Raw genomic sequence first — 23,907 nt, forward strand, 5'->3', positions numbered from 1 at the left:
GCCCGACACCGTCAAGCGGTGTCGGGCCCCCGGGTGTGCGAGCGGTGGGCGGCCGGCTAACGGACCGCGTTGTTGAACTGCGTGGGACGGACGAAGGTCAGGGCAGCGACGCCCACCAGCGGCAGGACCGTCACCTGCAGCAACCCGGCCCGGCTCCAGCCGAAGGAGTCCACCAGGGCGGCGAAGAGCAGGCCCGAGAAGGCCGCCGTCCCGTAGTAACTGGTGACGAAGAGACCGGAGGCGCGGCCGATCTGCTCAGGGCGGACGGCCCGCTGCATCGCGCTGTTGCTGTTGGGATAGATGAAGCCCAGCCCGAAGGCGCCCATGAGGAAGGCGAACGCGCACTGCGCACCGACACCGACATGCGTCTCGTAGATGCACACGGCGAGGACGGACACCGCGAGCAGGCTCCCGATCAGTAGGTTCCGCTGGTTGACCCGGTCGCCGAGCCAGCCGCCGAGAACGGCCGTCATGCCGCCGAAGCCGAGCAGGCTCATCGCCAGCGCCGCCTGCTCGGAGGTGTAGTGCAGCGAGGTGATGAGGTAGGTGGGGTAGAGGCCGAGGAACCCGTAGATGGCCACTCCGCTGACGACCGAGTGGACCGCCAGCGCGATGGTGTTGCGGTTGTAGGCGGAGGTCGGCATGTACTCGTAGGTCCCGGTCGAGAGGGTCTTCTCGACGCGGTGCTCGGTCAGACCGGTCCTGACGAGGAACAGGGAGGCGGCCGCGATCAGCAGCCCGGCCGCACCGAACAGGTAGAACGGTGCGTGCCATGTGCCGTGGGTGCTCATGAGCCGCACACCGATGAGCGGGGCGATGAAGACACCGACGGAGTAGCCCACCCCGATGACGCCGAAGGCAAGGCCCCGGCGGTGGGCGAAGAAGGCGCCGATCGCGGCGAAGATGGCCGCGGACTGCATGCCCTCGCCGAAGCCGGAGACGACCCTGTACACCGTCATGTCGGCGAGGCCGGTCGCCAGAGGAGTGGCCATCGTGCCCAGGGAGTAGATCACGATGCTGACCAGCAGCACTGTCTTGCGTCGGAAGCGGTCCAGAAGGTAGCCCGCGGGCAGGCCGGCCAGGGCCATCCCGAGCGTGAAGTTCGTCGCCAGCAGTCCGCCCTGCTCCAGCGAGAACCCGTAGTCCTGACGGATGTTGGGCAGGAGCGGGGGGAAGACCTGGCGGTCCATCGCGTTGACCATGTAGGAGAGGACGACCAGCAGGAAGCCCACTGCGATCATGACCCGGGACATGGGCGCGCGGTTGCTTTCTTGGGTGCCGTCGGTGGGCACGGAATTGGTGTCGACTTGGGCTGCGTGAGTCATTGCGGCTCCAAAGGAGGGATCGGCCGCGGCAGGCCGCGGCGGATTCATCGCGGGCACGGCGCCGTACGGCGACGACGAGAAGCGGTGAGCTGAACACGGACTTGGTCCGGCCGGAGGCGTCGATGCGCCTCAGGCGGCGGAATGGGGCGACGGGGCTGACGCGCGGTCGGACGCCGCATACGGAATTCAGCCGGTGATCGCCTGTCGGGGACATCCGTGGCTGTGGAGTCTTCGACGGCTCGACCTTGTGCGGACATGTGCCGGACATCGGGTCGGCGATGGCAGAAACCATGAGGGGAAGTCCGCGGTGCGTCAAGACGTGAACACCGGATTTCTTCGATTGCCCTCGTGTTTCCGGTACTGACGGGGTTCCGCGACTCCCGCCGAGCTCCCCCCGCAGGGGCCGACGATCAGTCTGTACACGCCACTCTTGACGCTTCGAAGACGGTGAGTGCTATCGTTAGCATCGCGTGGCTGTGACAGAGTGATTCGACATGCCCCTGCGTGTTCGTGACCCGTTCCAGGGGCGTACCGCGACGCCTTCGCCGACCACAAGCCGGCGAGCGTCGGCAATCGAACCGACCCCCGTGACCTCTCCACCTCGCCCGCGGCGCCCGTCGGCCTCATCGGACGATGCCGTCGGCCGCCTTTCGGGCGACGATCAACCCTGCTGACCGGATGCGACCGGGCGGGACGCCCGACCGTCCGCGTCACCCGCACGAATCTGCGAGGACGACCTGCCATGAATCCACCGAGCCGCCCTGGCACCGTGCTGCTCACCGACTACGCCTGGCCCGACGACTCCGTCGAGCGCTCGGTCATCGAGGCGGCCGGCCACACCCTCGTGACCGGTCCCGCCGAACCGGCCTCCGCCGAGGTGATCGAGGACCTGGTCGCCGAACACCGCCCCGGCGGCATCCTTACCTGCTGGGCGCCCGTCTCCACCACCGCCGTCCAGACGTCGCCGGGCCTGAGGATCGTCGCCAGACTCGGCGTCGGTCTCGACAACATCGCCGTGGACGCCGCAAGCGAACGAGGTGTGTGGGTCACCAACGTGCCGGACTACTGCGTCGAGGAGGTCTCCGACCATGCGGTGGGCATGGTGCTGGCCTGGACACGCGGCCTGGCCGTGTTCGACCGGGACGTCCGGGGCGGCCGCTGGAACCCCGCGAGTGCCAGACTGCGCCGCCTGTCCACCTTGACCTGCGGCGTCGTCGGATACGGGCGCATCGGGCGCGCCACCGCGCGCAAGCTCGGCGCGTTCGGCTGCCGGATCCTCGCGCACGACCCGCACCCGCCCAAGACCGCCCCTGGAGTGGAGCTGGTGGGCCTGGAGGAGCTACTGCGCCGCAGTGACGTCGTGATTCTCCATGTGCCGCTCACACCCGACACCCACCACATCATCGGCCCCGAGCAGCTGGCCCGGATGAAGCCGGGCGGCCTGCTGGTCAACGTCAGCCGGGGAGGTCTCGTCGACACCGACGCGGTCGTCAAGGCACTGGACAGCGGGCAACTGGACGGGGCCGCCTTCGACGTGCTGGAGAGCGAACCGCACGTTCCGGCCGGACTGCTCCAGCAACCGGGCGCACTGCTCACCCCGCACGTCGCCTTCTCCTCCGACGCCTCGGTCACGGAACTGCGCCGCCGCGCCGCCGAAGAGGTCGTACGCGTTCTCGCGGGCCAGGCGCCCGCTCACGCCTGCAACAGCCCCCGCGGTCTGACGGCCGAGCCGGGGGAACAGTGATGAGCGCCGACTCCGCGCACCCTGATCCGGACTCGGCGCTGACAGATTTCCTGATCGCGCACAAGCTCGCCCGCTCCGGTGAAACCGCCCGCTGGACGCCGCTGGCCGGCGGCGTCTCCTCCGACCTGTGGCGGGTGGACCTGCCCGGACGCTCCCTCTGTGTCAAACGTGCCCTGGCCCGGCTCAAGGTCGCGGCCGACTGGCAGGCACCGGTGTCGCGCAACGCCTACGAATGGGCGTGGATGCGGTTCGCCTCCCGATACCGGCCCGACAGCGTGCCCGAACTGCTGGCCCACGACCCCGAAGCCGGCCTCTTCGCGATGGCGTACCTACCGCCCGAGCACTACCCCATGTGGAAGGCCCAGTTGCTGGCCGGAGAAGTGCGGCCGGAGACCGCGGCGGCCGTCGGAGAGCTGCTCGGCACCCTGCACGCGAAGAGCGCGGGCGACGCCGGCCTCGCCACGGCATTCGCCACCGACGACAACTTCCACGCGCTGCGTATCGAGCCGTACCTGCTGGCGACCGCCGCAGCGCACCCCGAACTGAGCGATGTCCTCCAACGACTTGCCGACCGCACCGCCACCACACATCTGGCCCTGGTCCACGGCGACGTCAGCCCCAAGAACATCCTCGTCGGCCCGTCGGGACCCGTGCTGCTGGACGCCGAGTGCGCCTGGTACGGAGACCCGGCCTTCGACCTCGCCTTCTGCGTCAACCACCTGCTCCTCAAGAGCCTGGTGGTACAAGGGCGGCGCGCCGACCTGCTGCGCTCCGCCCGCGTACTGGCCGAGGAATACGCCAGGTGTGTCGACTGGGAACCCCTGAGCGCCCTCGAGTCACGAGCCGCCTCGCTCCTGCCGGCCCTGCTGCTCGCGCGCGTGGACGGCAAGTCCCCGGTGGAGTACCTCACGGACGACCGGCAACGGGTCTTCGTCCGCACCGTGGCTTCGGCGCTCCTCCGGGCGCCCGCCCAAGCAGTGGCGGACTTCCTGGATGCCTGGACCACCGCGCTCGAACCCCCCACCGGGCCCATCGGAGGCCGGCCCGACTGATCCAGCAGATTCGACCGTTCCCCAGGCCCGACCAAGGAGAGACACATGCGCAGGGTCGTCACCGGCCACGACGCGAATGGCAGGTCGGTCGTCACCAGTGACGGCCCGATCCCCCGCAGCCGTGAGTTCACCAGCCTTCCGGGCTGGGTGTCCCGTCTGCCTTGGGCCACCGAGGCCGGTGAACCGGTCAGCCGGACAGGCGAGGACCCCACACCGAAGATCACGAGCATGCTCCCGGCGCCTGGCGGCACCCGGTTCATCGTATTGACCTTCCCGCCGGACACCGCCATGGCCGACCCGTCGTTCGATCCCGTCGCCTTCGACCAGGAGCAGCGGGCCGACTCGCCCGGCATCGCCGACCTCATGGAGCCCGACGGTATGCACACGACGCCGACGGTCGACTACGGGCTCGTGCTCCAGGGCGAGATCGTCCTCGAACTCGACGACGGCCAGTGCACCCACCTGTCGGCTGGTGACATCGTGATCCAGAACGGCACCCGGCACGCGTGGCGCAACCGCAGTGACAGACCGGTCACCATGGCCTTCGTCCTCATCGGCGCCGCTTGCGACGGCTGACCGGCCACCGGATGTCCGGTCTTCGACCGAGCGGCCGTTGCCTCGGCGTGTACCTGGACGTTCTGGAAACAGGGACGGGTCAGAGTGGGCGACTTGATCTCGTTGCAGGAGGCTTCTTGACCGACTGCCGGAGCCGGCAACTCCTTCAGCGCCTCGCCGCAGGGCAGCAGTGCTGAGCACGGCGGTGGTGCCAGGTGTTCCACGGCGTCACACCGCACGCACGGGGCACCGCTTGCCAGCGGTACCTGCCCGCTGCGAGACCTTCGCCGTCGGTCTGGGCTGCGAGCCCCGCCCTGCGCGAAGGCTCGTCCACTCCGACGGCCTCGCCTTGCGCTGCGGGTAGAGAGCAAGGGTCATCCTTTCGCGCGTAGCGCCCACTCCGGCGCGTCATGCACATCGACATCGTGTCCGATTTGTGAATGGGGCCCCTGAGCTGCAGCTCCCTTTCACATGTTTTTGTTGCTCATGTTTCCGATGACGCATCACGTGGAGTGCGTGGCGATCCTTGAGCCTGCGGCAAAGGGTGCCTGACCTGCTGGTTTAGGTGATGTGCGTGATGCGTGTCGGCGAACTCGAGCCATGCCCCGGCTTCGGACGGCGGCGTTGAGAAGCGCGGTGCGCGTCGGTGACGCCATGGCGACGACCGAAGGCGGCCTTGTCCCGGATCAGCCGGCCGAAGTCGGGGTGCGGGGTCTCCCGATCCCTCTCCTCGACTTCGCGCCGCGGGCGGTTCACGGCCGGCTCCCGCCGAGGGGACGTGCTGACCGGGGGCAAGGCTGATCCGCGCTCTCCTGCGACCCCCAGTGGACCGTGCGGTCGCACCAGCGGTGCGTATCTTCTCGCGGCGGCCGGTGGCGCGCAGGGGTTCGGCGATCAGGTCGGCCAGCCGTAACCGGGGGTCGGCGGAGAGTCGGGGTTGCTGGAAGACGACGCCGAAGGCGGCGCGGTGGCGCCAGCGGTGTGCGGGTCGGCCGTCGATCGCGGAGCAGTTCCGCGACAGCCACCTGTACTCGCCGGAGCGGGAGCGGCATGTCTGCTGAGCCGACGGCCGGGCGGACGATCCGGCGGGCTGTCGCCCTGGACGCCGACCGGCTCGGCTCACCACCATGGTTCACGTGTCCGGCGCCTGCCAGGGGAAGTGCGCCCGACCGGGCGGGAACGGTGCCTTTGACGCCGCCGAAGGTCACCCGGGAGCGCCGGAAGCGACCGGAACCGTGGTTCAGGACCGGCTGACCGGAGGTCCGGCCACCGCACTGCGGCCCACGATCGCCCCCGCCCGGTCGATGCAGATCACGTCGACCGCGACGGGCGCACCCCGCAGCACGGCCAGGGCCTCGTCACGGGCGGCGACCGCCACCAGGTCGCCGAGCGGGACCCCCGCCGCCGCGCACGCCTGGAGGGCGGCCAGACCCGTGTTGGCCCCCGCGACCTCGGTGACCAGGACCTCGTCCGCGCCGCCGCGCCGGGCCAGTTCGGCGAGGAGGCCCTTGTCGACCTGGGAGCGGGCGGAGTGCAGGTCCAGGTGGCCGGCGGCCAGCTTCGACAGTTTGGCGAAGCCTCCGCAGATCGTGAGCCGGTCGACGGGGTGGCGGCGGACGTACTTCAGGACCGCGCCCGCGAAGTCGCCCATGTCGAGCAGGGCGTCCTCGGGGAGGCCGTACGCGGCGACCACCGTCTTCTCCGAGGTCGAGCCGGTGCAGCCCGCCACATGTGTCCGCCCGGCCGCCCGTGCCACGTCGACGCCGCGCCGGATGGAGTCGATCCACGCCGAGCACGAGTACGGCACCACGATCCCCGTCGTGCCCAGGATGGACAGCCCGCCCAGGATGCCGAGGCGCGGGTTCCAGGTGGAGCGGGCGATCTCCTCCCCGTGGTCGACGCAGACGGTGATCTCCACGTCACCGCTGCCGCCGTACGCGGCGGCGACCCGGGCGACGTGGTCGCGCATCATCTGGCGGGGCACCGGGTTGACGGCCGGTTCGCCGACGGGCAGGGGAAGGCCGGGCCGGGTGATCGTGCCCACGCCGGGACCCGCCCTGAAGACGACTCCGGTCCCTGCGGGCAGCCGTCGCACTCTCGCCCTTACCAGCGCGCCATGGGTGACGTCCGGGTCGTCGCCGGCGTCCTTCACGATCCCGGCCATGGCGGTCCCGTCCGTCAGCTCCTCCGCCGCCAGGGCGAACGACGGCGTCTGTCCCCTGGGCAGCGTGACCGTCACCGGGTCGGGAAACTCTCCGGTGAGCAGCGCGGTGTACGCGGCCGTCGTCGCCGCGGTCGCGCAGGCGCCGGTGGTCCAGCCGGGGCGCAGGCCGGTGTGTCTCAGCTGGGCGCCGCGAGCGCCCGTGGGCTCATTCATGAAGGGAACCGAACTCTCGTGCACGTGCTGATCCTGGGCGGCACCACCGAGGCCCGCCGTCTCGCCGAACTCCTGGCGGGCGACGCTCCGCCCGGGCTGCGGGTGACGACCTCGCCGGCCGGGCGGGTGGCAGCGCCCCGGCTGCCGCCCGGCGAGGTGCGCGTCGGCGGCTTCGGCGGCGCCGAGGGGCTGGCCGCGTGGCTGCGCGAACACGAGGTGGACGCGCTCATCGACGCCACGCACCCTTTCGCCGGGGCCATCAGCTTCAACGCGGCACGGGCCGCCGCCACCGCCCATGTTCCCCTGCTCGCCCTGCGACGCCCCGGCTGGGTCCCGGCGGAGGGGGACGACTGGCACGAGGCCGACTCGCTGGAGCACGCCGCCGCAACTCTGCCCGCGCTCGGCCGACGGGTGTTCCTCACCACCGGGCGCATGGGGCTGGCGGCTTTCGCCGCCCTGGAGGACCTGTGGTTCCTCGTACGGTCCGTCGACGCGCCCGAGGCGTCGACCCCGTCCCGCAGGGAGGTGCTGCTCGACCGCGGGCCCTTCACGCTCGACGGGGAGCGCGAGCTGCTGCGCCGCCACCGGATCGACGTCGTCGTCACCAAGGACAGCGGGGGAGCGGCCACCGCCCCGAAGCTGACCGCCGCTCGCGAGGCCGGGCTGCCCGTGGTCGTGGTGCGCGGGCCGCCGGTCCCCGAGGGTGTGCAGGTCGCGACCGGATCGGAGCAGGCGCCGCGATGGCTCAGAACCGCGTGCGACCAGCATGTTTTGCCGAGTACCGGCTGAAACCTGGCCGGGACTTTGCCGCATATGGCTTTTACCTGCAACCTTGTTGCAGCAACCTCAAGGGTGTGGCTGAGAACAATCAATCGCCGAGATGGCACCGCATACGTACATCGATGACCAGCAAGGAATGGGCGAGTGTCGGCGGGATGGCCGCCTTCATCCTGGCGCTGCACGTCATCGGCTGGTTCACGCTGGTCGCGATCGTCGCCCCGGAGCACTACAGCCTGGGCACCAAGACCTTCGGCATCGGCATCGGAGTGACCGCCTACACCCTCGGCATGCGGCACGCCTTCGACGCCGACCACATCGCCGCCATCGACAACACCACCCGCAAGCTGATGCACGAGGGCCAGCGCCCGATGTCGGTCGGCTTCTGGTTCTCCCTCGGCCACTCCACGATCGTCTTCGCCCTCGCCTTCCTGCTCTCCCTCGGCGTCAAGGCACTGGCCGGACCGGTCGAGAACGACGACTCCACCCTGCACAGCGTCACCGGCTGGATCGGCACCACCGTCTCCGGGACCTTCCTCTACGTCATCGCGATCATCAACCTGGTGATCATGGTGGGGATCTGGAAGGTGTTCCGGCAGATGCGCTCCGGCCACTTCGACGAGGCCGCGCTGGAGGAGCAGCTCAACAACCGCGGCTTCATGAACCGCATCCTCGGCAAGGTCATGAAGTCGATCACCAGGCCCTGGCAGATGTACCCGCTCGGTGTCCTGTTCGGTCTCGGCTTCGACACGGCGACCGAGATCGCGCTGCTGGTCCTGGCGGGTTCGGGCGCGGCCTCCGGTCTGCCCTGGTACGCGATCCTGTGCCTGCCGATCCTCTTCGCGGCCGGCATGTCGCTGCTGGACACGATCGACGGCTCGTTCATGAACTTCGCCTACGGCTGGGCCTTCTCCAAGCCGGTCCGCAAGGTCTACTACAACCTCACCATCACCGGCCTGTCGGTGGCCGTCGCGCTCATCATCGGCACGGTCGAGCTGCTGGGCCTGGTCGCGGAGAAGGCAGGCCTGCACGGTGTCTTCTGGGACTGGGTGTCCGGCCTGGACCTGAACATCATCGGCTACGTCATCGTCGGCCTGTTCTTCGCGACCTGGGCTCTCGCCCTGCTGGTGTGGAAGGTCGGCCGGATCGAGGAGAAGTGGACGGCGGGGCTGGCACAGGGGCCCACCCCCGCCGAACAGGGAGCCGAGTAGCCGCCCCGGCCTCACGCGTCCGGGTAGCGGCGAGGCGTCCAGACGACCTCCTCGCCGTCGCCCCGCCGTACGAGCCGCGTCTGGGAGGAGCCGACCAGCAGGATCGTGCGCATGTCGACCTCGGCCGGATCGAGGTCGGCCAGCCGCACGCTGCGCACCTCCTCACCACGGCCGCCGACATCTTGGGCGACCACGACCGGAGTGCCCGGCGCCCGGTGTTCCAGCAGCAGGTCGCGGGCCTTGCCCACCTGCCATGTGCGGCTGCGCGAGCCCGGGTTGTACAGGGCCGGCACCAGGTCCGCCGAGGCCGCGGCGCGCAGTCGCTCGGCGATCACCTCCCAGGGCTTGAGCCGGTCGGAGAGGGAGGTCGTCGCGTAGTGGTGCCCCAGCGGGGCGCCCACCCGTGCGGCAGCCGCGTTGGCCGCGGTCACGCCCGGCAGCACCCGCACCGGCACATTCCCGTACTGCTTCTGTGCGGCGGCCTCCAGGACGGACGGCCGTGGCCATCGCGAAGACTCCTGGGTCTCCGTCGGACACGACCGCCACCCGGCGCCCCCGCTGGGCGAGCTGGAGAGCGAACTCGGCGCGTTCGGCCTCGACCCGGTTGTCGGATCCGTGTCCCTGCCGGCCGTTGCGGACCGGCACGCGGTCCAGGTAGGTGGTGCAGCCGACGAGGTCGTCGGCGGCGGCGAGCGCGCCGCGTGTCTCGGGCGTCAGCCACAGCGGTCCGGCAGGCCCGGTGCCGACCACGACGACCTCCCCGCGCTCCCGCGCCGGAGACTCGGCGTCCACCTGGCTCGGCAGGACGGCGACCGAGAAGTACGGCACCGACTCCGGCTCCACGTCGGCCAGTTCGGCGAGGCGCTCGCCGCTCATGGAGGCCCGCTCGACGTACCGGGCCTCGCCCAGCCGCCCCGAACTCTCCAGCGCCTGCCGCACCTTGGTGAAGGTGCGCCCCAGCTTCATCACCACGGCCGCGTCCGTCGACGCGAGCCGGGCGGTCAGCTCCTCCTCGGGCAGGGTGGTCGGTGGTCTCCGTCGTGACCGGGTAGACCAGCGGTTCCTCGACGTGGTCGGCGCGGATGTGCTTTGCCGCGATGGAGCGGGCGATCGAGCGTCCGTTTCTTCCGCGACGCCTTCCCGCACACGATCGGTCTCGTGGACGACGCCGTACGCCTGGCCGCGTCCCTCGACGAACCGGCGGAGGCCAACCACGTACGGGCCCACGTCCAGGCCGACCTGGCCGCCCACGGCGACGAGCGCCGCGCCACCACCCGTATCGAGGCCTACACGGTCTGGGGCGGCTACGCCTACGGCCGCGAACTCGACGGCCGCCCGGCCGCCGACTCCGACGACTACTTCCAGTACCACGGCGGCATGGTCGCCACCGTCCGCGCCCTGCGCGGCACCGCCCCCGAACCCCTGGGCTCTGCAAGGCATCGCCGAGCGGCTGCTGGAGGCGGAGTCGCGCGGGATGTGGGAGAAGCCGGACCCGGCGGTGCTGCAGGAACTGCGGCAGATGTACGTGGAGACCGAGGGTGACCTGGAGGGCAGTGAGTGAGGCTCTCCCCGCACTATTGCATGCATATTGCAATAGCAGAAGACTTGCAGAAAGGGTGGGCCGTGCCCGAGACTGTCACTCGGGCGCGGGGCCATCTTGTCTGACACGTCCGTCCTCGGATGCCGCCCCGCGCCCCCTTCCGGGCCGCGCCCAACTCCTCATGCCTACGAATCGGTTGCGATATCGGCCGGTGCTTGGGTGCTGATCGCTGGCGGGCAATCATGTGGACATGCGCCGGCCGCTCCACCTTCACACCCCCGAGTGGTTCACGGCCGACGATTCGACCCTGAACGTCGCGCTCGTGTACCCGATACAGGGGCCTGCCGGGATCTTCGGTCCCGCCTGTGAGGCGTGCGCGCGGCTGGCCGCCGAGGAGATCAACAAGGGCGGCGGCGTGCTCGGCAAGGAGCTGCGGTTGTTGGAGGTCGATGGAGGGGCCGACCCGCGGAAGGTCGCCGAGGAGGTCGAGGCCCTGGTGGCGACCGGCGCGGTGCACGGGGTGACCGGCTGGCACATCTCCTCGGTCCGGCAGGCGGTGGCGCCGCGCATCGCGCACCGGGTGCCCTACGTGTACACCGCCCTCTATGAAGGCGGGGAGCGCACGGACGGTGTCTTCATGACCAGTGAGACGCCGGACTGGCAGCTGCTGCCCGCCATGCGGCTGCTCGCCGAGACGCGGGGGGTGCGCAGGTGGTTCGTCGTCGGCAACAACTACGTCTGGCCCCGGCGCACGGCCCGGGCCGCCCGCCGCTACGCCCGCGCGCTGCGGGGTGGACGGGTCTGCGGCGAGGCGTACCTGCCGCTGGGTACCGAGGACTTCGCCGATGTGTTGCGGCGTATCGAGCACGCGGACGCGGACGGTGTGCTGATGTTGCTGGTCGGCAGTGACGCGGTCCGCTTCAACCGGGCCTTCGCCGCTTCCGGCCTCGACCAGAGGTGTCTTCGGCTGAGCACGCTGATGGACGAGAACATGCTGATGGCCAGTGGCCCGGAGACGACCGGCGACCTGTTCAGCACGGCCGGTTTCTTCGCCTCGCTGGCCAATCAGGACACCCTGGACTTCCATGGTCGGTACGCCGGCCGCTTCGGCTTCGAGGCGCCGGCCCCCGGCAGTCTCGGCGAGTCGTGCTACGAGGGGGTGCTGCTGCTGGCCTCGCTCATCGAGCGGGCCCGCACCCTGGACGTCTCAGCGATCTCGGCCGCCGCCGAGACCGTCTCCTACGAGGGCCCGCGCGGCCTGCTCCACCTGCATGACCGGCATGTCCGCCAGCGCATCTACCTGGCGGAGGCGGACGGGCTCGACTTCAACGTGCTCGCCCAACTGCCTTCCCCGCACGACCTGCTGTGACACGGGCCGGGCCGGTCGTGAGCGGTCCTTCCAGGGCCCCGGCCAGCTGTGTGAGCAGGTCGTCCAGCTCCTCGCCCGCAGGCAGAGACTCCAAGTCCGCCCAGTCAGCCCGCACTTCACGCGCCAGCAGCTGCCACCGCTGCTTGCCCCGAGGGGTCAGGTGGGCCAGGACGCGGCGCCGGTCGGCCGGGTCGACACGGCGGTAGACCAGGTTCTGGTCGACGAGTTGGTCCATCAGTTTGGTGAGGCTCGGAGCCGGCAGGAAGGCGTGGTCGGCGAGGGCCGTCATGTTGTGGCCCTGCCCGTCGGAGAGCAGGTCGAGCACCCGCCACGCCTCCACGGAGCAGTCGAACTCGTCCAGGACGGCCTGCACTCGGCGCACGGCGAGACGTTCGGCCCGTGTGAGCAGGTAGAGCAGTTCCTGGGGCCGTCTCGCCATCGCGCTTCTCCCACTCGTGCTCGCCGACCGGTGCCTGAGCCTACCGCTGATCGCCGGGCCCTTGACAAGAGGAATCAGAAAAACTGATCCTTTCCGCAGGAAGCATTGATCGCCGTTGCTGTGATGCCCTCAACCGGGCCTATTCAGCAGCGGCTTCTTCGGTTTTACCGGCCGCGTTACTTTCGCTGGAAACTGTTCTTCAATTGCTCCGCAACGCGGTTGAAACAGTTTCCCCGCAGGCTGTGGTCGCACTTCAGCGACCAGCCCGGAGGCCACCCCGGAACGGCTGGGAAGCACCCGTGCGTCGACGCCGCCGCCTCTGAAGCGCCTTCCCCTCATTCCCTCCCCGAGTCTTTCCGCTCTCTTCGTATCGCCCTTCGGGGCAAGGAGGTTGTGCATGTCCGGGCTCAGCATCAGCAGACGCGGTCTTCTGGCCGGTATATCGGCCGCCGGCGCGTCCGCCGCCCTCAGCGCATGCGGCGCCAAGACGGGCGACAGCACGTCCACCGGCTCCGGCGCCAAGGCCGACACGTCCGGCGACACGGTCAAGGTCGGTCTGCTGAACTCGCTCTCGGGCACCATGGCGATCAGTGAAGTCACCGTCCACAACGCACTGTTGCTCGCGGTGAAGGAGATCAACGCCGCCGGTGGCGTGCTGGGCAAGAAGCTCAAGGCCGTCAGCCAGGACGGCGCCTCCGACTGGCCCACCTTCGCCGAGAAGGCGGAGACCCTCATCAAGGACGACAAGGTCGTGGCCACCTTCGGCTGCTGGACCTCGGCCAGCCGCAAGGCCGTCAAGCCGGTCTTCGAGCGCTACAAGTCGCTGCTGTTCTACCCCGTGCAGTACGAGGGCCTGGAGCAGTCGCCGTACATCTTCTACATCGGCGCCACCACCAACCAGCAGATCGTGCCCGCCCTGGACTATCTCAAGAAGCAGGGCCTGACCAAGCTCTACCTGGTCGGCAGCGACTACGTCTTCCCGCGCACCGCCAACAAGATCATCAAGGCGTACGCGAAGGCCAACGGCATGGAGGTCGTCGGCGAGGACTACGCCCCGCTCGGTTCCACGGAGTTCGGCACCATCACCAACAAGGTCAAGGACGCCGGCGCGGACGCCGTGTTCAACACCCTCAACGGCGACTCCAACGTGGCCTTCTTCAAGGAGTACAAGTCCGCGGGCCTGACCGCGAAGAGCCTGCCGGTGCTCTCCGTCTCCATCGCCGAGGAGGAGGTCAAGAGCATCGGCACCCAGTACCTGGACGGCCAGCTGACGGCCTGGAACTACTACGAGACCACCCCGGGCGCGGCCAACACGAAGTTCGTGGCCGCGTACCAGGCGGCGTACGGCAAGGACAAGCCGACCTCCGACCCGATGGAGGCCGCCTACATCTCCGTCTACCTGTGGAAGGCGATGGTCGAGAAGGCCGGCTCCTTCGACGTGGCGAAGGTGAAGGCCGCCTCCGACGGCATCACGTTCGACGCCCCCGAGGGCAAGGTCACCGTGGACGGCGCCACCCAGCACGTCTACAAGACCGCCCGGATCGGCAAGGTCGGCTCCGACGGTCTGATCACCGAGGTGTGGAACTCGGGCAAGGCGATCAAGCCGGACCCGTACCTCAAGGGTTACTCCTGGGCCTCCGGCCTCTCCTGAGCCGAACCGCCCGTGTACGGACCCGGCCTGCCACAGGCCGGGTCCCGTCCCGCGCCCGCACTCCCGTCCCCGACCCGGAGCCGCTTCATGACGGTCATCCTCAACCAGTCCTTCACCGGCATCAGCATCGGTGCCGTCCTGCTGCTCATCGCCCTCGGTCTGACCCTGACCTTCGGCCAGATGGGTGTGATCAACATGGCGCACGGCGAGTTCATCATGGCCGGCGCCTACACCACGTACGTGCTGCAGAAGTCCATCAGCAGCGCGGGCGTCTCGCTGCTCGTCGCCCTGCCCGTCGCCTTCCTGGTCGCCGGAGCCATGGGCGCCCTGCTGGAATGGCTGCTCATCCGCCGCCTCTACACACGCCCGCTGGACACGCTGCTCGTGACCTGGGGCGTCTCGCTGATGCTCCAGCAGCTCGCCCGCGACACCTTCGGCGCCCCCAACGTGCAGACCGCCGCGCCCGACATCCTCACCGGCAACATCTCCCTGGGCGGCGGCATCACCTTCGCCAACAACCGCCTGTTCATCCTCGGCCTCGCCCTGTTGAGCGTCCTCGCCCTCACCCTCATCCTGAAGCTCACACCACTCGGCCGCCGCATCCGGGCCGTCGTGCAGAACCGCGACCTCGCCGAGGTGTCCGGCATCGCCACCGGCCGGGTCGACCGCCTGACCTTCTTCATCGGCTCGGGTCTCGCGGGCGTGGCCGGTGTCGCCCTCACCCTGGTCGGCCCGATCGGCCCGACGATGGGCACCAACTACATCGTCGACGCCTTCCTGGTCGTCGTCGTGGGCGGCATCGGACAGCTCAAGGGCAGCGTGATCACCGCCTTCGCGCTCGGCGTGCTCCAGTCCGTCCTCGAATACTCGACGACGGTCAGCGTCGCCAAGGTCATCGTGCTCGTGGCGATCGTCGCCTTCCTCCAGTGGCGACCCCAGGGCCTGTACACACTGCGCACCCGGAGCCTGGCATGACGACAACGACCACCTCCGCCCCCGCCGTGGTGACCCCGCCGTCCCCGTCCCCGCTGCAACGGCTCCGCGTCCCCGCCGGGTTCGTCCTCGGCGCCGTCCTCCTGCTCGGCGTCGCACCGGTCGTCCTCTCCGACTTCCGCCTCAACCTCCTCGCCAAGTACCTGTGTTACGCGATCGTCGCCGTCGGCGTCAGCCTCGCCTGGGGCCGCGGCGGGCTCATGGTGCTCGGCCAGGGCGTCTTCTTCGGCCTCGGCGGCTACGCCATGGCCATGCACCTCAAGCTCACCGACGCCGCCGCCACCGGGGAGACCCTCCCCGACTTCATGCAGCTCTACGGCACCGGCGACGCCCTGCCCTGGTGGTGGAAGCCGTTCGCGAACCCGGCGTTCGCGCTCGCCATGACCGTGCTGCTGCCGATGGCGGTCGCGGCTGTTCTCGGCTTCTTCGTCTTCCGCCGCCGGGTGAAGGGCGCCTACTTCGCGATCCTGAGCCAGGCGCTGGCCGCCGCCCTGTCGATCTGGCTGGTCGGCCAGCAGGCCACCACCGGCGGCACCAACGGCCTCACCGACATCCAGGGCTTCTTCGGCTACTCCCTCGACGACCCCGTCAACCAGCGGATGGTCTACTTCATCATCGCCGCTGTCCTGCTGCTCCTGATGATCGGCGCCCGCCAGCTGTTCGTCAGCCGGTACGGCGAACTCCTCGTCGCCGTACGGGACTCCGAGGAGCGGGTGCGCTTCCTCGGCTACGACCCGGCCAACGTCAAGCTCGTCGCGTACGTCCTCGCGGCCGGCATGGCGGGCCTCGCGGGGGCGCTGTTCGTCCCGGCGGTCGGGATCATCTCCCCGGCGCTGATCGGGATCGTGCCGTCCATCGGCTTCGTCATCGGGGCGGCCGTCGGCGGCCGGGCCTCGCTGGTGGGCGCGGTGCTCGGCGCGCTCGCCGTGGCCTGGGCGCAGAGCACGCTCTCCGACGCCTTCCCGGCCGCGTGGACCTACCTCCAGGGCCTGCTGTTCGTGGTCGCTGTCGGCTTCCTGCCCGGCGGCCTGGCCTCCCTGGGCGTCGTCCTGCGCAGGCGCCGTACCGCTACCGCAACTCGTACGACGGGAGAGACGGCATGAGCGGCGAGGGACTGACCGTCCGCGACCTGCGGGTCACCTTCGACGGCTTCACGGCCGTCGACGGCGTCGACCTGGACATCCACCCCGGCGACCTGCGCTTCCTCATCGGCCCCAACGGCGCCGGCAAGACCACCCTGGTCGACGCCGTCACCGGCCTGGTGAAGGCGACGGGCTCGGTGCGCTTCGGCGACCAGGACCTGCTGGGCAGGCCGGTTCAGAAGATCGCCCGCATGGGGATCGGGCGTACGTTCCAGACGGCCACCGTCTTCGAGGAACTGACCGTCCTGCAGAACCTCGACATCGCGGCAGGCGCCGGACGGGGCGTGTGGACCATGCTCCGCCGCCGCAAGGACATCCCCGAGCCGGTCGCGAAGGCCCTGGAGACCACCGGACTGACCGACCTGCGCGACCGCCCCGCCGGCGTCCTCGCCCACGGGCAGAAGCAGTGGCTGGAGATCGGCATGCTGCTCGTCCAGGACGTCAAGCTGCTGCTGCTCGACGAGCCGGTCGCCGGAATGAGCCACGACGAACGCGAGGCCACCGGCGAGTTGCTCCAACGGATCAGCGCGGAGCGGACGGTCGTCGTCATCGAGCACGACATGGACTTCATGCGCTCCTTCGCCCGCAGCGTCAGCGTCCTGCACGCCGGCAGGGTCCTCAGTGAGGGCACGGTCGCCGAGGTCCAGGCCGACGCCAAGGTCCAGGAGGTCTACCTCGGCCGCGCCGCGGAACCCGAGCCCGCTCCCGCCACGCCCGTGGCCGTCGCCGAGGAGGCGTGAATCGGATGATGCTGGAGATCAGCTCCGTCCAGGCCGGCTACGACCGCACCACGGTCCTGCACGGCGTCACGGTCGCGGTCCCGAAGGACGGTGTCGCCACCGTCCTCGGCCACAACGGCGCCGGCAAGAGCACGCTGTTGCGTGCCGCCATGGGCCTGATCAAGGCCAAGAGCGGCACCGTCCGGCTGGACGGCGAGGACATCACCCACCTCGCCCCGCACCAGCGGGTCGCCCGCGGGATGGCGTACGTCCCCCAGGGCCAGCAGTCCTTCCCGCACCTCACCACCGCCGAGAACCTCCAACTCGTCGCCGACGGCCGCCCCGACGGCAAGGAGGCCGTCGCCGAGGCGCTGGACCTCTTCCCGGTCCTGCGCGAACTGTCCGGCCGCCGCGCCGGCCTGCTCTCCGGCGGCCAGCGCCAGCAACTCGCCATCGCCCGCGCGCTGATCACCCGCCCCAGGCTCCTCCTGCTCGACGAGCCGACGGAGGGCATCCAGCCGTCGGTCGTCGCCGAGATCGAGGAGACGATCCTCGCCCTCACCCGACGCGGCGGCCTCTCCGTCCTCCTCGTCGAACAGCACGTCGGGTTCGCCATGCGCGCCGCCCAGCACTACTACGTACTGGAGGCCGGGCGGGTGACGTCCTCGGGCGAGGGCGGAACCGACGCTGAGCAGACCGTACGGGCGGCGCTCAGCGTGTGAGCCCCAGCTGTTGAAGCGTGCCCTCGACCGACTGACAGGCAGGTCGGACGAGGGCACGTTCGGCTGTTCGGCGTGCACGGCGGCGGAGCACGCTCAGGTGCTGCCGCACCGGGCGCATCGGCCGTACACCAGCAGCGCCCCGAAGCATCCGGCGGTAACCCGGTCAGCCGCACGGGCGGCCCACTCCGGCTCAGCTCCTGCCATGCCTCCGCGACCGAGAGATGACGCGCCGAAACGGCGAACAACGCGACGATCTGCAGCCGCCCCGGCGTGCAGCGCAGCCCGTGCCGCTGCAACAGGGCACGGGGCTCGGGAAGCGCCGCCATGCCGCCCCGCGTCCCCCGCGCCGCCCCGCTCACCTCCCCACCGCTCTCGGAGCGCCGCATCCCGCGCCCGCCATGACCCGGCACACGGTCCTGGGACCAACGCCTGATCGGCAGCGCGCCTCTCTTGCTGCTAGCGTGCAGTTGCACATGAGTGGCAATTATGTCGGAGGACGTTGGACATGGCGGTTTACACGCTCCCGGAGCTCCCGTACGACTACTCGGCGCTCGCCCCGGTGATCAGCCCGGAGATCATCGAGCTGCACCACGACAAGCACCACGCGGCGTACGTGAAGGGCGCGAACGACACGCTGGAGCAGCTCGCGGAGGCGCGGGACAAGGAGTCGTGGGGCTCGATCAACGGCCTGGAGAAGAACCTGGCCTTCCACCTCTCCGGGCACATCCTGCACTCGATCTACTGGCACAACATGACCGGCGAGGGCGGCGGCGAGCCCCTGGCCGCCGACGGTGTCGGCGACCTGGCGGACGCGATCACCGAGTCCTTCGGCTCCTTCGCGGGCTTCAAGGCGCAGCTCACGAAGGCGTCGGCCACCACCCAGGGCTCGGGCTGGGGCGTCCTCGCCTACGAGCCGCTCAGCGGGCACCTGATCGTCGAGCAGGTCTACGACCACCAGGGCAACGTCGGCCAGGGCTCCACCCCGATCCTCGTCTTCGACGCCTGGGAGCACGCCTTCTACCTGCAGTACAGGAACCAGAAGGTCGACTTCATCGACGCCATGTGGGCGGTCGTCAACTGGCAGGACGTGGCCAGGCGCTACGCCGCCGCCAAGGAGCGCGGCGACAGCCTGCTGCTCGCCCCGTGACGCGGTAAACCGCGTCGGCACAGACGTCCTGCTCGTGATCGTCTTCTCAACCTTCACCGGCAGGCGGCACAACGAAGGGCTCCCGCAGGGACGTGACCTGCGGGAGCCCTTTCGTTGAGTCAGCTCACGGCCGAGTGCCCTGTTGGCGGCTCCCTGACGCACGGGGTTCCGGACGGCTTACACCGGCCTGGTCCCGCCCTCCCCGGAACGGAAGCCCTCGCGCAGTTGCAGAGGGGCCATGCCGTGCCAGCGGTGGACCGCTCTGCGCAGGGCGCGCTCGTCGGAGAAGCCCGCCTGGCGGGCCACCTCGCGGAGGGTGAGGTGGGGGCGGTGCAGGAGTTGCTCGACGCGTTCGCGGCGGACGCCCTCGACGATCGCCTCGTAGGAGGTGCCGCAGTCGGCCAGCCGGCGGCGCAGGGTGCGTTCGCTGGACGCGTGGCGACGGGCCTGTTCGGCGAACGAGGGGACCACCGGCAGGCACTGCGCCACGGAGATCTCCAGCACTTCCAGGAGGTCCTGCTGCCGGCGCCGTGAGGCCATCTGCGCTTCGAGCAGTTCGAGCGTCGAGGCGTAGGTGGTGGGATCGCGGCCCGGCATCGGCCGGTTGACCCACGCCTGCGGCACCACCATCCGGTTGCGGGCGGCGCCGAAGGACAGAGGGCAGCGGAAGAGGTCGCGGAACGGCCGGACGTCGTGCGGGGCGGGGAAGGCGAAGTGGACCTCCCGGGGCGTGAGGCCGCTGCCGGCGGCGAGGCGGCCCAGCGTGACGACGCTGGAGAACGCCTCCTCGACCAGGAAGACGCCGACGCCCGGATCGACCACCGGGTCCGGGAGGTCGGCCCGCACCACGTAGTCGGAGCCCTCCCGGCCGGCCGACCAGACGGTCATGGCCCCGGACACGTTCTGGAAGCGCACACCCGTCTCGATGGCCACCTGGAGGGTGTCGCCGGCGAGCATCGCGAAACCCAGGAGGCCCCACGCGGTGAGGTGCTGCGCGGCCCCGACCCGCAGACCCAGGTTCTCGTCACCGGTCAGCTCGACGGCGCGCCGGATGACGGCACTGCCCTGGCGGTAGGAGACGCGCAGGGCCGCCGATCGCATCAGGGTCTCGGTGAGACCCACGTGCGCGAGCTCGGGGCGCAGATCGACGCCGTACTCGGCGGTGATCCGGCTGAGGTAGCGCAGGATGTTCGGGGAGATCGTCGCCGAGGTGCTGCGCGTGGTGCCGTTCTCCGGACGCGGTGGGTCGGGCATGGCTTCTCTCCAGGGCCGTACTGGCGACCACTCTAGGCAGGCGCATCGGGGTTCGGCCGCCCTAGCGGGTGCGGATCCAGACCGTCTTCTCCCTGGTCCACTGGGCGAAGGCGTCGGTGGACCGCTCCGCCCCGCCGAATCCGGACTGTTTCCAGCCGCCGAAGGGCGCGGTGATGTCGCCCTCGCTGTAGGCGTTGACGGAGACCACTCCGGCCTGGATGCCGCGGGCGAGGCGGAAGGCGGTGTCGAGGTCGTGGGTCCACAGGGAGGCGGCGAGGCCGTAGGGGGTCGCGTTCGCCGTCCGGATCGCCTCCTGTTCGCTGGCGAAGGTCTGGACGGTGACCACGGGGCCGAACAGCTCCTCGGTGAGGACCGCGCTGCCGTCGGGAGCGCCGGTGACGACCGTGGGCGGGTAGTAGGCCCCGTGCGGGTGCAGTCCGGCCGGCAGTCCGGCGGTGTGGGCCACGGCTCCCGCGGCGACCGCCCCGGCCACGGCGCGGGCGACCCGGTCCCGCGCCGCCCTGCTGATCAGCGGTCCCGTCCGGGTGCCGGGCTCGGCCGGGTCGCCGACGACCAGGGCCCCGGCCGCTGCGGTGAACCGTGCGACGACCTCGGCGGCGATGTCCTCGTGGACCAGGATCCGGGAGCCGGCCGTGCAGTTCTGCCCTGTCGTCAGGAACGCGGCCTCGATCATGTCGTCGATGAGGTCGGCGCCGAAGTCCAGCGCGTCCGGCATCAGGACCTGGGGGCTCTTGCCGCCCATCTCCAGGGACACCCGCTTGAAGTTGGTCTCCGCGGCATCGGCCAGGATCCGCCGCCCGGTCGCCGTCGAGCCCGTGAACGACAGCGCACCGATCCCGGGGTGACGCGCGAGCGCCCGGCCGGCCTGTGCGCCGTGGCCGGGCAGGACGGCGAGCGTGCCGTCCGGCAGTCCCGCCTCCGTCGCCAGCCGTGCCAGGTGGAGGGCCGAGCGCGGGGTGGCTTCGGCGGGTTTGAGCAGCAGACTGTTGCCCGCGGCGAGAGCGGGGCCGATCTTCCAGGCGGCCATGGCGAGCGGGTAGTTCCACGGCAGGACGGCGGCGACCACCCCGACGGGTTCCCGGCTCATCAGACCGAGGTGGTCGTGCCCGGTGGGCGCGATACGGCCGAAGACCTTGTCGGCCGCCTCCGCGAACCAGCGGATCGACTCGATCGCGCCGGGCACGTCGCCGGTGCGGCATTCCGTGACGGGTTTGCCCGCGTCCTCGCAGTCCAGGCGGGCCAGGATCTCCGCGTCGCGCTCCATCAGGTCGGCGAGGCGCAGCAGGACCGCGGCCCGCTCCCGGGGAGGCCGCCCGGCCCACACCCCGCTGTCGAAGACACGGCGGGCCCGCTCCACGGCCAGGTCCACCTCCGCGGCGGTGGTGGCGCGCAGGGTGCCGAGCGTCGCTCCGGTGGCCGGGTTGACGACGGTGAGCAGGCCGCCGTTCGGGTCCGTCGTCACGGGCGGGCCTCCTGCACCAGTTCCCAGCGGCCGTCGGTCTGCCGGGCCAGTCCTCTGCGGCGAAGGTCCTCCAGGTAGCGGGCCAGACCGCGCTCGCCGCGTCTGCGGAACAGCGGGAGGAGCCTGGGGAGGAGGTTAGGCACCAGCATCGAGCAGCGGACCAGACGGGATTCGCCCGGGCGGGGATACACCTCCAGCCGGGGCCGGTCGAGCATGCTCACCACCGCGGCGACGACATCGGACGGCTGCTGCGGCGGGTCCTGGAACTGCAGGGAGTTGCCGCCGTCGACGGCCTCCCGGCGCAGCATCGGGGTGTCCGTGGCCGACGGCAGGACCGAGCCGACCCGGATGCCCTTGTCGCCCAGGTCGAGGGCGATGGACAGCATGGCGCCGCGCAGCCCGAACTTCGACGCCGCGTAGATGGGGGTCTCGCCCTGCGGGAAGATGCCCGCCAGGGACACCGTGGTGATGACGCGGGGGTCGGCGGAGGCCCTCAGCAGAGGGAGGGCGAGCCGGGTCGCGACGAGCGGGGAGAGCAGGTTGAGGTCGATCTCCGGCTCGATGCTCTCCACCTCGCGCACGTCGAACCGCTCGGTGCTGGTCATGCCGACGTTGTTGACCAGCACGTCGAGGCGGCCGAAGGCGGAGGCGACGTGCGCGAAGAGGGCGGCCACCCCCGCCCGGTCCAGCAGGTCGCAGCCGAGGCCGAGGTGACCGGTGCCGGGCAGGCCGTCCGCGACCCGCCGCGCCCGCTCACCGTCGATGTCGACGACGACGCACACGGCGCCGCCGAGCGCGAACCGCCGGCACAGCGCGCTGCCGATGCCGCCCGCGCCGCCGGTCACCAGCATCACCTTGCCGGTGCAGTCGTAGCCGCTCATGCCACGGCCTCCCTGCTGCCGCGGCGGCCGGCGGGCACCGCGGGCGGGCGGCCCTCGGTGGGCCAGCCCATGGCGGCGGCGACCTTCGTGAGGTACTTGGTGTACGCGGCGCTGTCGACGTAGCCGGTGTGGCGCGGGGAGTCCACGAACCGCAGGCCGCCGGACAGGTCCGGACGGTCGCCCCGGATCATACGGGCGAACCGCTCGGCGTTCGGCCTGCCCCGGCGGGTGTCCTCGATGAAGCCGGCGATCAACTGCGCCTGGGCGTCGAACAGTTGATAGGCGCCGGAGTTGGTCTCGAGGAAGCCGACGCCGAACAGCCCCTCGTGCTCGCGCGAGAACGACGACAGATACAGGTCGGGGTGCTGCTCGTCGCCGAAGTAGCGCTGTGCGACGGGCACTTTGTGGACGTAGCCGGTCGCGAGCAGGATCAGGTCGAAGTCGTTGCTGCTGCCGTCGGTGAAATGGACGGTACGGCCCTCGGCCCGCAGGATGCCGGGCCGCGCGGTGATGTCGCCGTGCTGCAGATGGTGCAGCAGCATCGAGTTGACCGTCGGATGGGTCTCGAAGAGCTTGTGGTCCGGTTTCTGCAGGCCGAGGCGGCGCGGATCGCCGTTGACGATCCGCAGGAGCGCGCCGAACAGCTTCTGCTCCAGCCACTTGGGCATCCGGGGACCGACCCCTTCGAGGGTGTCCACGGGCCTGCCGAACAGGTGCTTGGGGATGAACCAGTAGCCGCGGCGCATGCTGATCTCCGCGTGGTCGGCGGCGCGGGCCGCGTCGCAGGCGATGTCGCAGCCGGAGTTGCCCGCACCGACCACCAGCACCCGCCTGCCGCGGAGTTCGTCGCTGCTGCGGTAGCCGATCGTGTGCCGGATCTCGCCGCTGAAGTCCCCCGGGATCTCGGGGACGTTGGGGTGCCACTGCGAGCCGGTGCAGACCACGACCTGCCCGTACCGGCCGGCCCGCCCGTCGGCCCGGGTGACCGTCCAGGTGCCGTCCGGGTTCTTCGCCACGTCACGGACCTCGGTGCCGAACTCGATCCGCTCCGTCAGCCCGTACGCGTCGGCGAAGGACGTCAGATACGACAGGACCTGCTGTCGCGAGGGGTAGTCGGCGAAGTGGTCGGGCATCGGCCAGCCGCCGAAGCCCGAGAGGGTCCGGCTGGAGATGAAATGCGCCGACTCGTACATCGGGCTGCCCGGGTTGTCGATGTCCCACAGGCCGCCCGGACCCGTGTGCCGCTCGATGTGCGTGCAGGGAAGGCCTCGCTCACCGAGCGCCCGTGCCACCGCCAGCCCCGCGGGACCCGCTCCGATGACACACGTGTCGTATGCGGACTCCTTCACGAGTCCACCTCCTCTCGTCGCCACGTTCGGCGTGGGAGGAACTTAGGCAGGCCGGAGCCGCCCGCGGACTGGCCTGTGCGGCCACAAAGGGGACCGTGGCGGCCACCTCCGCTGACCGGCCCGGCACGGGGCGACCTGCCTCGCCCGGGCCGGCGGTTCCCGGCCGCCAGGGTCCTG

Annotated in this window: 19 protein-coding genes and 3 pseudogenes; 13 read left to right on the forward strand and 9 right to left on the reverse strand. The window is 70.5% G+C overall.

What is annotated here, in order from left to right; genetic code table 11:
- Positions 1-56: 56 nt before the first annotated feature.
- A complete protein-coding gene (locus tag ACYQ8Q_RS33745; RefSeq protein ID WP_460070404.1) occupies positions 57-1,325 on the reverse strand; it encodes an MFS transporter in 1,269 nt (422 codons plus the stop codon).
- Between the two features lie 742 nt (positions 1,326-2,067).
- Here ACYQ8Q_RS33745 and ACYQ8Q_RS33750 point away from each other — a divergent pair.
- The 3 genes from ACYQ8Q_RS33750 to ACYQ8Q_RS33760 are packed head-to-tail and all read left to right on the forward strand — an operon-like array spanning position 2,068 to position 4,697.
- Positions 2,068-3,069 (forward strand): C-terminal binding protein, encoded by a 1,002-nt coding sequence (locus ACYQ8Q_RS33750; protein WP_460070405.1) that lies wholly within the window; start codon positions 2,068-2,070, stop codon positions 3,067-3,069.
- Positions 3,069-4,121: a phosphotransferase family protein gene (locus ACYQ8Q_RS33755; RefSeq protein ID WP_460070406.1), complete on the forward strand. Its 1,053-nt coding sequence runs from the start codon at positions 3,069-3,071 to the stop codon at positions 4,119-4,121. The genes ACYQ8Q_RS33750 and ACYQ8Q_RS33755 overlap by 1 nt, the downstream gene beginning before the upstream one ends.
- 45 nt (positions 4,122-4,166) lie before the next feature.
- Complete coding sequence (locus ACYQ8Q_RS33760; RefSeq protein ID WP_460070407.1) at positions 4,167-4,697, forward strand: cupin domain-containing protein; 531 nt, start codon at positions 4,167-4,169, stop codon at positions 4,695-4,697.
- A gap of 829 nt (positions 4,698-5,526) precedes the next feature.
- Here the strand turns inward: ACYQ8Q_RS33760 and ACYQ8Q_RS33765 are convergent.
- A pseudogene (locus tag ACYQ8Q_RS33765) lies at positions 5,527-5,676 on the reverse strand (ABC transporter ATP-binding protein); the annotation flags it as partial.
- Positions 5,677-5,916: 240 nt separating this feature from the next.
- Complete coding sequence (locus ACYQ8Q_RS33770; protein ID WP_460070408.1) at positions 5,917-7,053, reverse strand: cobalt-precorrin-5B (C(1))-methyltransferase; 1,137 nt, start codon at positions 7,051-7,053, stop codon at positions 5,917-5,919.
- Positions 7,054-7,071: 18 nt separating this feature from the next.
- Between ACYQ8Q_RS33770 and ACYQ8Q_RS33775 the strand changes: the two genes are divergently transcribed.
- Positions 7,072-7,842 (forward strand): cobalt-precorrin-6A reductase, encoded by a 771-nt coding sequence (locus ACYQ8Q_RS33775; RefSeq protein WP_460070409.1) that lies wholly within the window; start codon positions 7,072-7,074, stop codon positions 7,840-7,842.
- 35 nt (positions 7,843-7,877) lie between these two features.
- Positions 7,878-9,041 carry a Nickel transporter NicT gene (gene nicT, locus ACYQ8Q_RS33780; RefSeq protein ID WP_460073605.1) on the forward strand — a complete coding sequence of 388 codons (1,164 nt, stop codon included), beginning with the start codon at positions 7,878-7,880 and terminating at the stop codon, positions 9,039-9,041.
- A gap of 11 nt (positions 9,042-9,052) precedes the next feature.
- Here the strand turns inward: nicT and cobJ are convergent.
- Positions 9,053-10,167: pseudogene (gene cobJ, locus ACYQ8Q_RS33785) on the reverse strand (precorrin-3B C(17)-methyltransferase); the annotation flags it as partial.
- On the opposite strand from cobJ, the pseudogene ACYQ8Q_RS33790 reads away from it, so the two are divergent.
- A pseudogene (locus ACYQ8Q_RS33790) lies at positions 10,164-10,602 on the forward strand (cobaltochelatase subunit CobN); the annotation flags it as partial. The pseudogenes cobJ and ACYQ8Q_RS33790 sit on opposite strands and share 4 nt — an antisense overlap.
- A gap of 229 nt (positions 10,603-10,831) precedes the next feature.
- On the forward strand, positions 10,832-11,950 hold the full coding sequence (locus ACYQ8Q_RS33795; RefSeq protein ID WP_460070410.1) for a substrate-binding domain-containing protein: 1,119 nt from the start codon (positions 10,832-10,834) through the stop codon (positions 11,948-11,950).
- On the opposite strand, the gene ACYQ8Q_RS33800 is transcribed toward ACYQ8Q_RS33795, so the two are convergent.
- On the reverse strand, positions 11,907-12,389 hold the full coding sequence (locus tag ACYQ8Q_RS33800) for a MarR family winged helix-turn-helix transcriptional regulator (protein WP_460070411.1): 483 nt from the start codon (positions 12,387-12,389) through the stop codon (positions 11,907-11,909). The two genes, ACYQ8Q_RS33795 and ACYQ8Q_RS33800, sit on opposite strands and share 44 nt — an antisense overlap.
- A gap of 397 nt (positions 12,390-12,786) precedes the next feature.
- Between ACYQ8Q_RS33800 and urtA the strand changes: the two genes are divergently transcribed.
- The 6 genes from urtA to ACYQ8Q_RS33830 all read left to right on the forward strand — a co-directional run bounded on the left by urtA (position 12,787) and on the right by ACYQ8Q_RS33830 (position 18,763).
- Positions 12,787-14,040 (forward strand): urea ABC transporter substrate-binding protein, encoded by a 1,254-nt coding sequence (gene urtA / locus ACYQ8Q_RS33805; RefSeq protein ID WP_460070412.1) that lies wholly within the window; start codon positions 12,787-12,789, stop codon positions 14,038-14,040.
- 87 nt (positions 14,041-14,127) lie between these two features.
- Positions 14,128-15,015 carry an urea ABC transporter permease subunit UrtB gene (gene urtB, locus ACYQ8Q_RS33810; RefSeq protein WP_460070413.1) on the forward strand — a complete coding sequence of 296 codons (888 nt, stop codon included), beginning with the start codon at positions 14,128-14,130 and terminating at the stop codon, positions 15,013-15,015.
- A complete protein-coding gene (urtC, locus tag ACYQ8Q_RS33815; protein ID WP_460070414.1) occupies positions 15,012-16,136 on the forward strand; it encodes an urea ABC transporter permease subunit UrtC in 1,125 nt (374 codons plus the stop codon). Before urtB ends, urtC begins: the two co-directional genes overlap by 4 nt.
- A complete protein-coding gene (gene urtD / locus ACYQ8Q_RS33820; RefSeq protein WP_460070415.1) occupies positions 16,133-16,915 on the forward strand; it encodes an urea ABC transporter ATP-binding protein UrtD in 783 nt (260 codons plus the stop codon). Before urtC ends, urtD begins: the two co-directional genes overlap by 4 nt.
- A gap of 8 nt (positions 16,916-16,923) precedes the next feature.
- A complete protein-coding gene (gene urtE / locus ACYQ8Q_RS33825; protein WP_460073606.1) occupies positions 16,924-17,616 on the forward strand; it encodes an urea ABC transporter ATP-binding subunit UrtE in 693 nt (230 codons plus the stop codon).
- 505 nt (positions 17,617-18,121) lie between these two features.
- Complete coding sequence (locus ACYQ8Q_RS33830; protein WP_460070416.1) at positions 18,122-18,763, forward strand: superoxide dismutase; 642 nt, start codon at positions 18,122-18,124, stop codon at positions 18,761-18,763.
- A gap of 177 nt (positions 18,764-18,940) precedes the next feature.
- Here the strand turns inward: ACYQ8Q_RS33830 and ACYQ8Q_RS33835 are convergent, their stop codons facing one another.
- The 4 genes from ACYQ8Q_RS33835 to ACYQ8Q_RS33850 all read right to left on the reverse strand — a co-directional run bounded on the left by ACYQ8Q_RS33835 (position 18,941) and on the right by ACYQ8Q_RS33850 (position 23,730).
- Positions 18,941-20,017, reverse strand: coding sequence for an AraC family transcriptional regulator (locus ACYQ8Q_RS33835; RefSeq protein WP_460070417.1), 1,077 nt, complete (start codon positions 20,015-20,017; stop codon positions 18,941-18,943).
- A gap of 61 nt (positions 20,018-20,078) precedes the next feature.
- The gene (locus ACYQ8Q_RS33840) at positions 20,079-21,500 is read right to left on the reverse strand and encodes an aldehyde dehydrogenase family protein (RefSeq protein ID WP_460070418.1); all 1,422 of its coding nucleotides are present in this window, start codon (positions 21,498-21,500) and stop codon (positions 20,079-20,081) included.
- The gene (locus tag ACYQ8Q_RS33845; protein WP_460070419.1) at positions 21,497-22,381 is read right to left on the reverse strand and encodes an SDR family NAD(P)-dependent oxidoreductase; all 885 of its coding nucleotides are present in this window, start codon (positions 22,379-22,381) and stop codon (positions 21,497-21,499) included. The genes ACYQ8Q_RS33840 and ACYQ8Q_RS33845 overlap by 4 nt, the downstream gene beginning before the upstream one ends.
- Complete coding sequence (locus ACYQ8Q_RS33850; protein WP_460070420.1) at positions 22,378-23,730, reverse strand: flavin-containing monooxygenase; 1,353 nt, start codon at positions 23,728-23,730, stop codon at positions 22,378-22,380. Before ACYQ8Q_RS33850 ends, ACYQ8Q_RS33845 begins: the two co-directional genes overlap by 4 nt.
- Positions 23,731-23,907: the final 177 nt, after the last annotated feature.

It is taken from the genome of Streptomyces sp. YKOK-I1 (assembly GCF_054660435.1).

What these genes read in the sequence shown, in the direction of transcription:
- urtE (WP_460073606.1), top strand. Translation starts at nt 16,924, where the DNA reads ATGCTGGAGATCAGCTCCGTCCAGGCCGGCTACGACCGCACCACGGTC.
- ACYQ8Q_RS33795 (WP_460070410.1), top strand. Translation starts at nt 10,832, where the DNA reads ATGCGCCGGCCGCTCCACCTTCACACCCCCGAGTGGTTCACGGCCGAC.
- ACYQ8Q_RS33745 (WP_460070404.1), bottom strand. Translation starts at nt 1,325, where the DNA reads ATGACTCACGCAGCCCAAGTCGACACCAATTCCGTGCCCACCGACGGC.
- ACYQ8Q_RS33845 (WP_460070419.1), bottom strand. Translation starts at nt 22,381, where the DNA reads ATGAGCGGCTACGACTGCACCGGCAAGGTGATGCTGGTGACCGGCGGC.
- ACYQ8Q_RS33760 (WP_460070407.1), top strand. Translation starts at nt 4,167, where the DNA reads ATGCGCAGGGTCGTCACCGGCCACGACGCGAATGGCAGGTCGGTCGTC.
- ACYQ8Q_RS33835 (WP_460070417.1), bottom strand. Translation starts at nt 20,017, where the DNA reads ATGCCCGACCCACCGCGTCCGGAGAACGGCACCACGCGCAGCACCTCG.
- ACYQ8Q_RS33770 (WP_460070408.1), bottom strand. Translation starts at nt 7,053, where the DNA reads ATGAATGAGCCCACGGGCGCTCGCGGCGCCCAGCTGAGACACACCGGC.
- urtD (WP_460070415.1), top strand. Translation starts at nt 16,133, where the DNA reads ATGAGCGGCGAGGGACTGACCGTCCGCGACCTGCGGGTCACCTTCGAC.
- urtC (WP_460070414.1), top strand. Translation starts at nt 15,012, where the DNA reads ATGACGACAACGACCACCTCCGCCCCCGCCGTGGTGACCCCGCCGTCC.
- ACYQ8Q_RS33755 (WP_460070406.1), top strand. Translation starts at nt 3,069, where the DNA reads ATGAGCGCCGACTCCGCGCACCCTGATCCGGACTCGGCGCTGACAGAT.
- ACYQ8Q_RS33830 (WP_460070416.1), top strand. Translation starts at nt 18,122, where the DNA reads ATGGCGGTTTACACGCTCCCGGAGCTCCCGTACGACTACTCGGCGCTC.
- urtB (WP_460070413.1), top strand. Translation starts at nt 14,128, where the DNA reads ATGACGGTCATCCTCAACCAGTCCTTCACCGGCATCAGCATCGGTGCC.
- ACYQ8Q_RS33750 (WP_460070405.1), top strand. Translation starts at nt 2,068, where the DNA reads ATGAATCCACCGAGCCGCCCTGGCACCGTGCTGCTCACCGACTACGCC.
- urtA (WP_460070412.1), top strand. Translation starts at nt 12,787, where the DNA reads ATGTCCGGGCTCAGCATCAGCAGACGCGGTCTTCTGGCCGGTATATCG.
- ACYQ8Q_RS33800 (WP_460070411.1), bottom strand. Translation starts at nt 12,389, where the DNA reads ATGGCGAGACGGCCCCAGGAACTGCTCTACCTGCTCACACGGGCCGAA.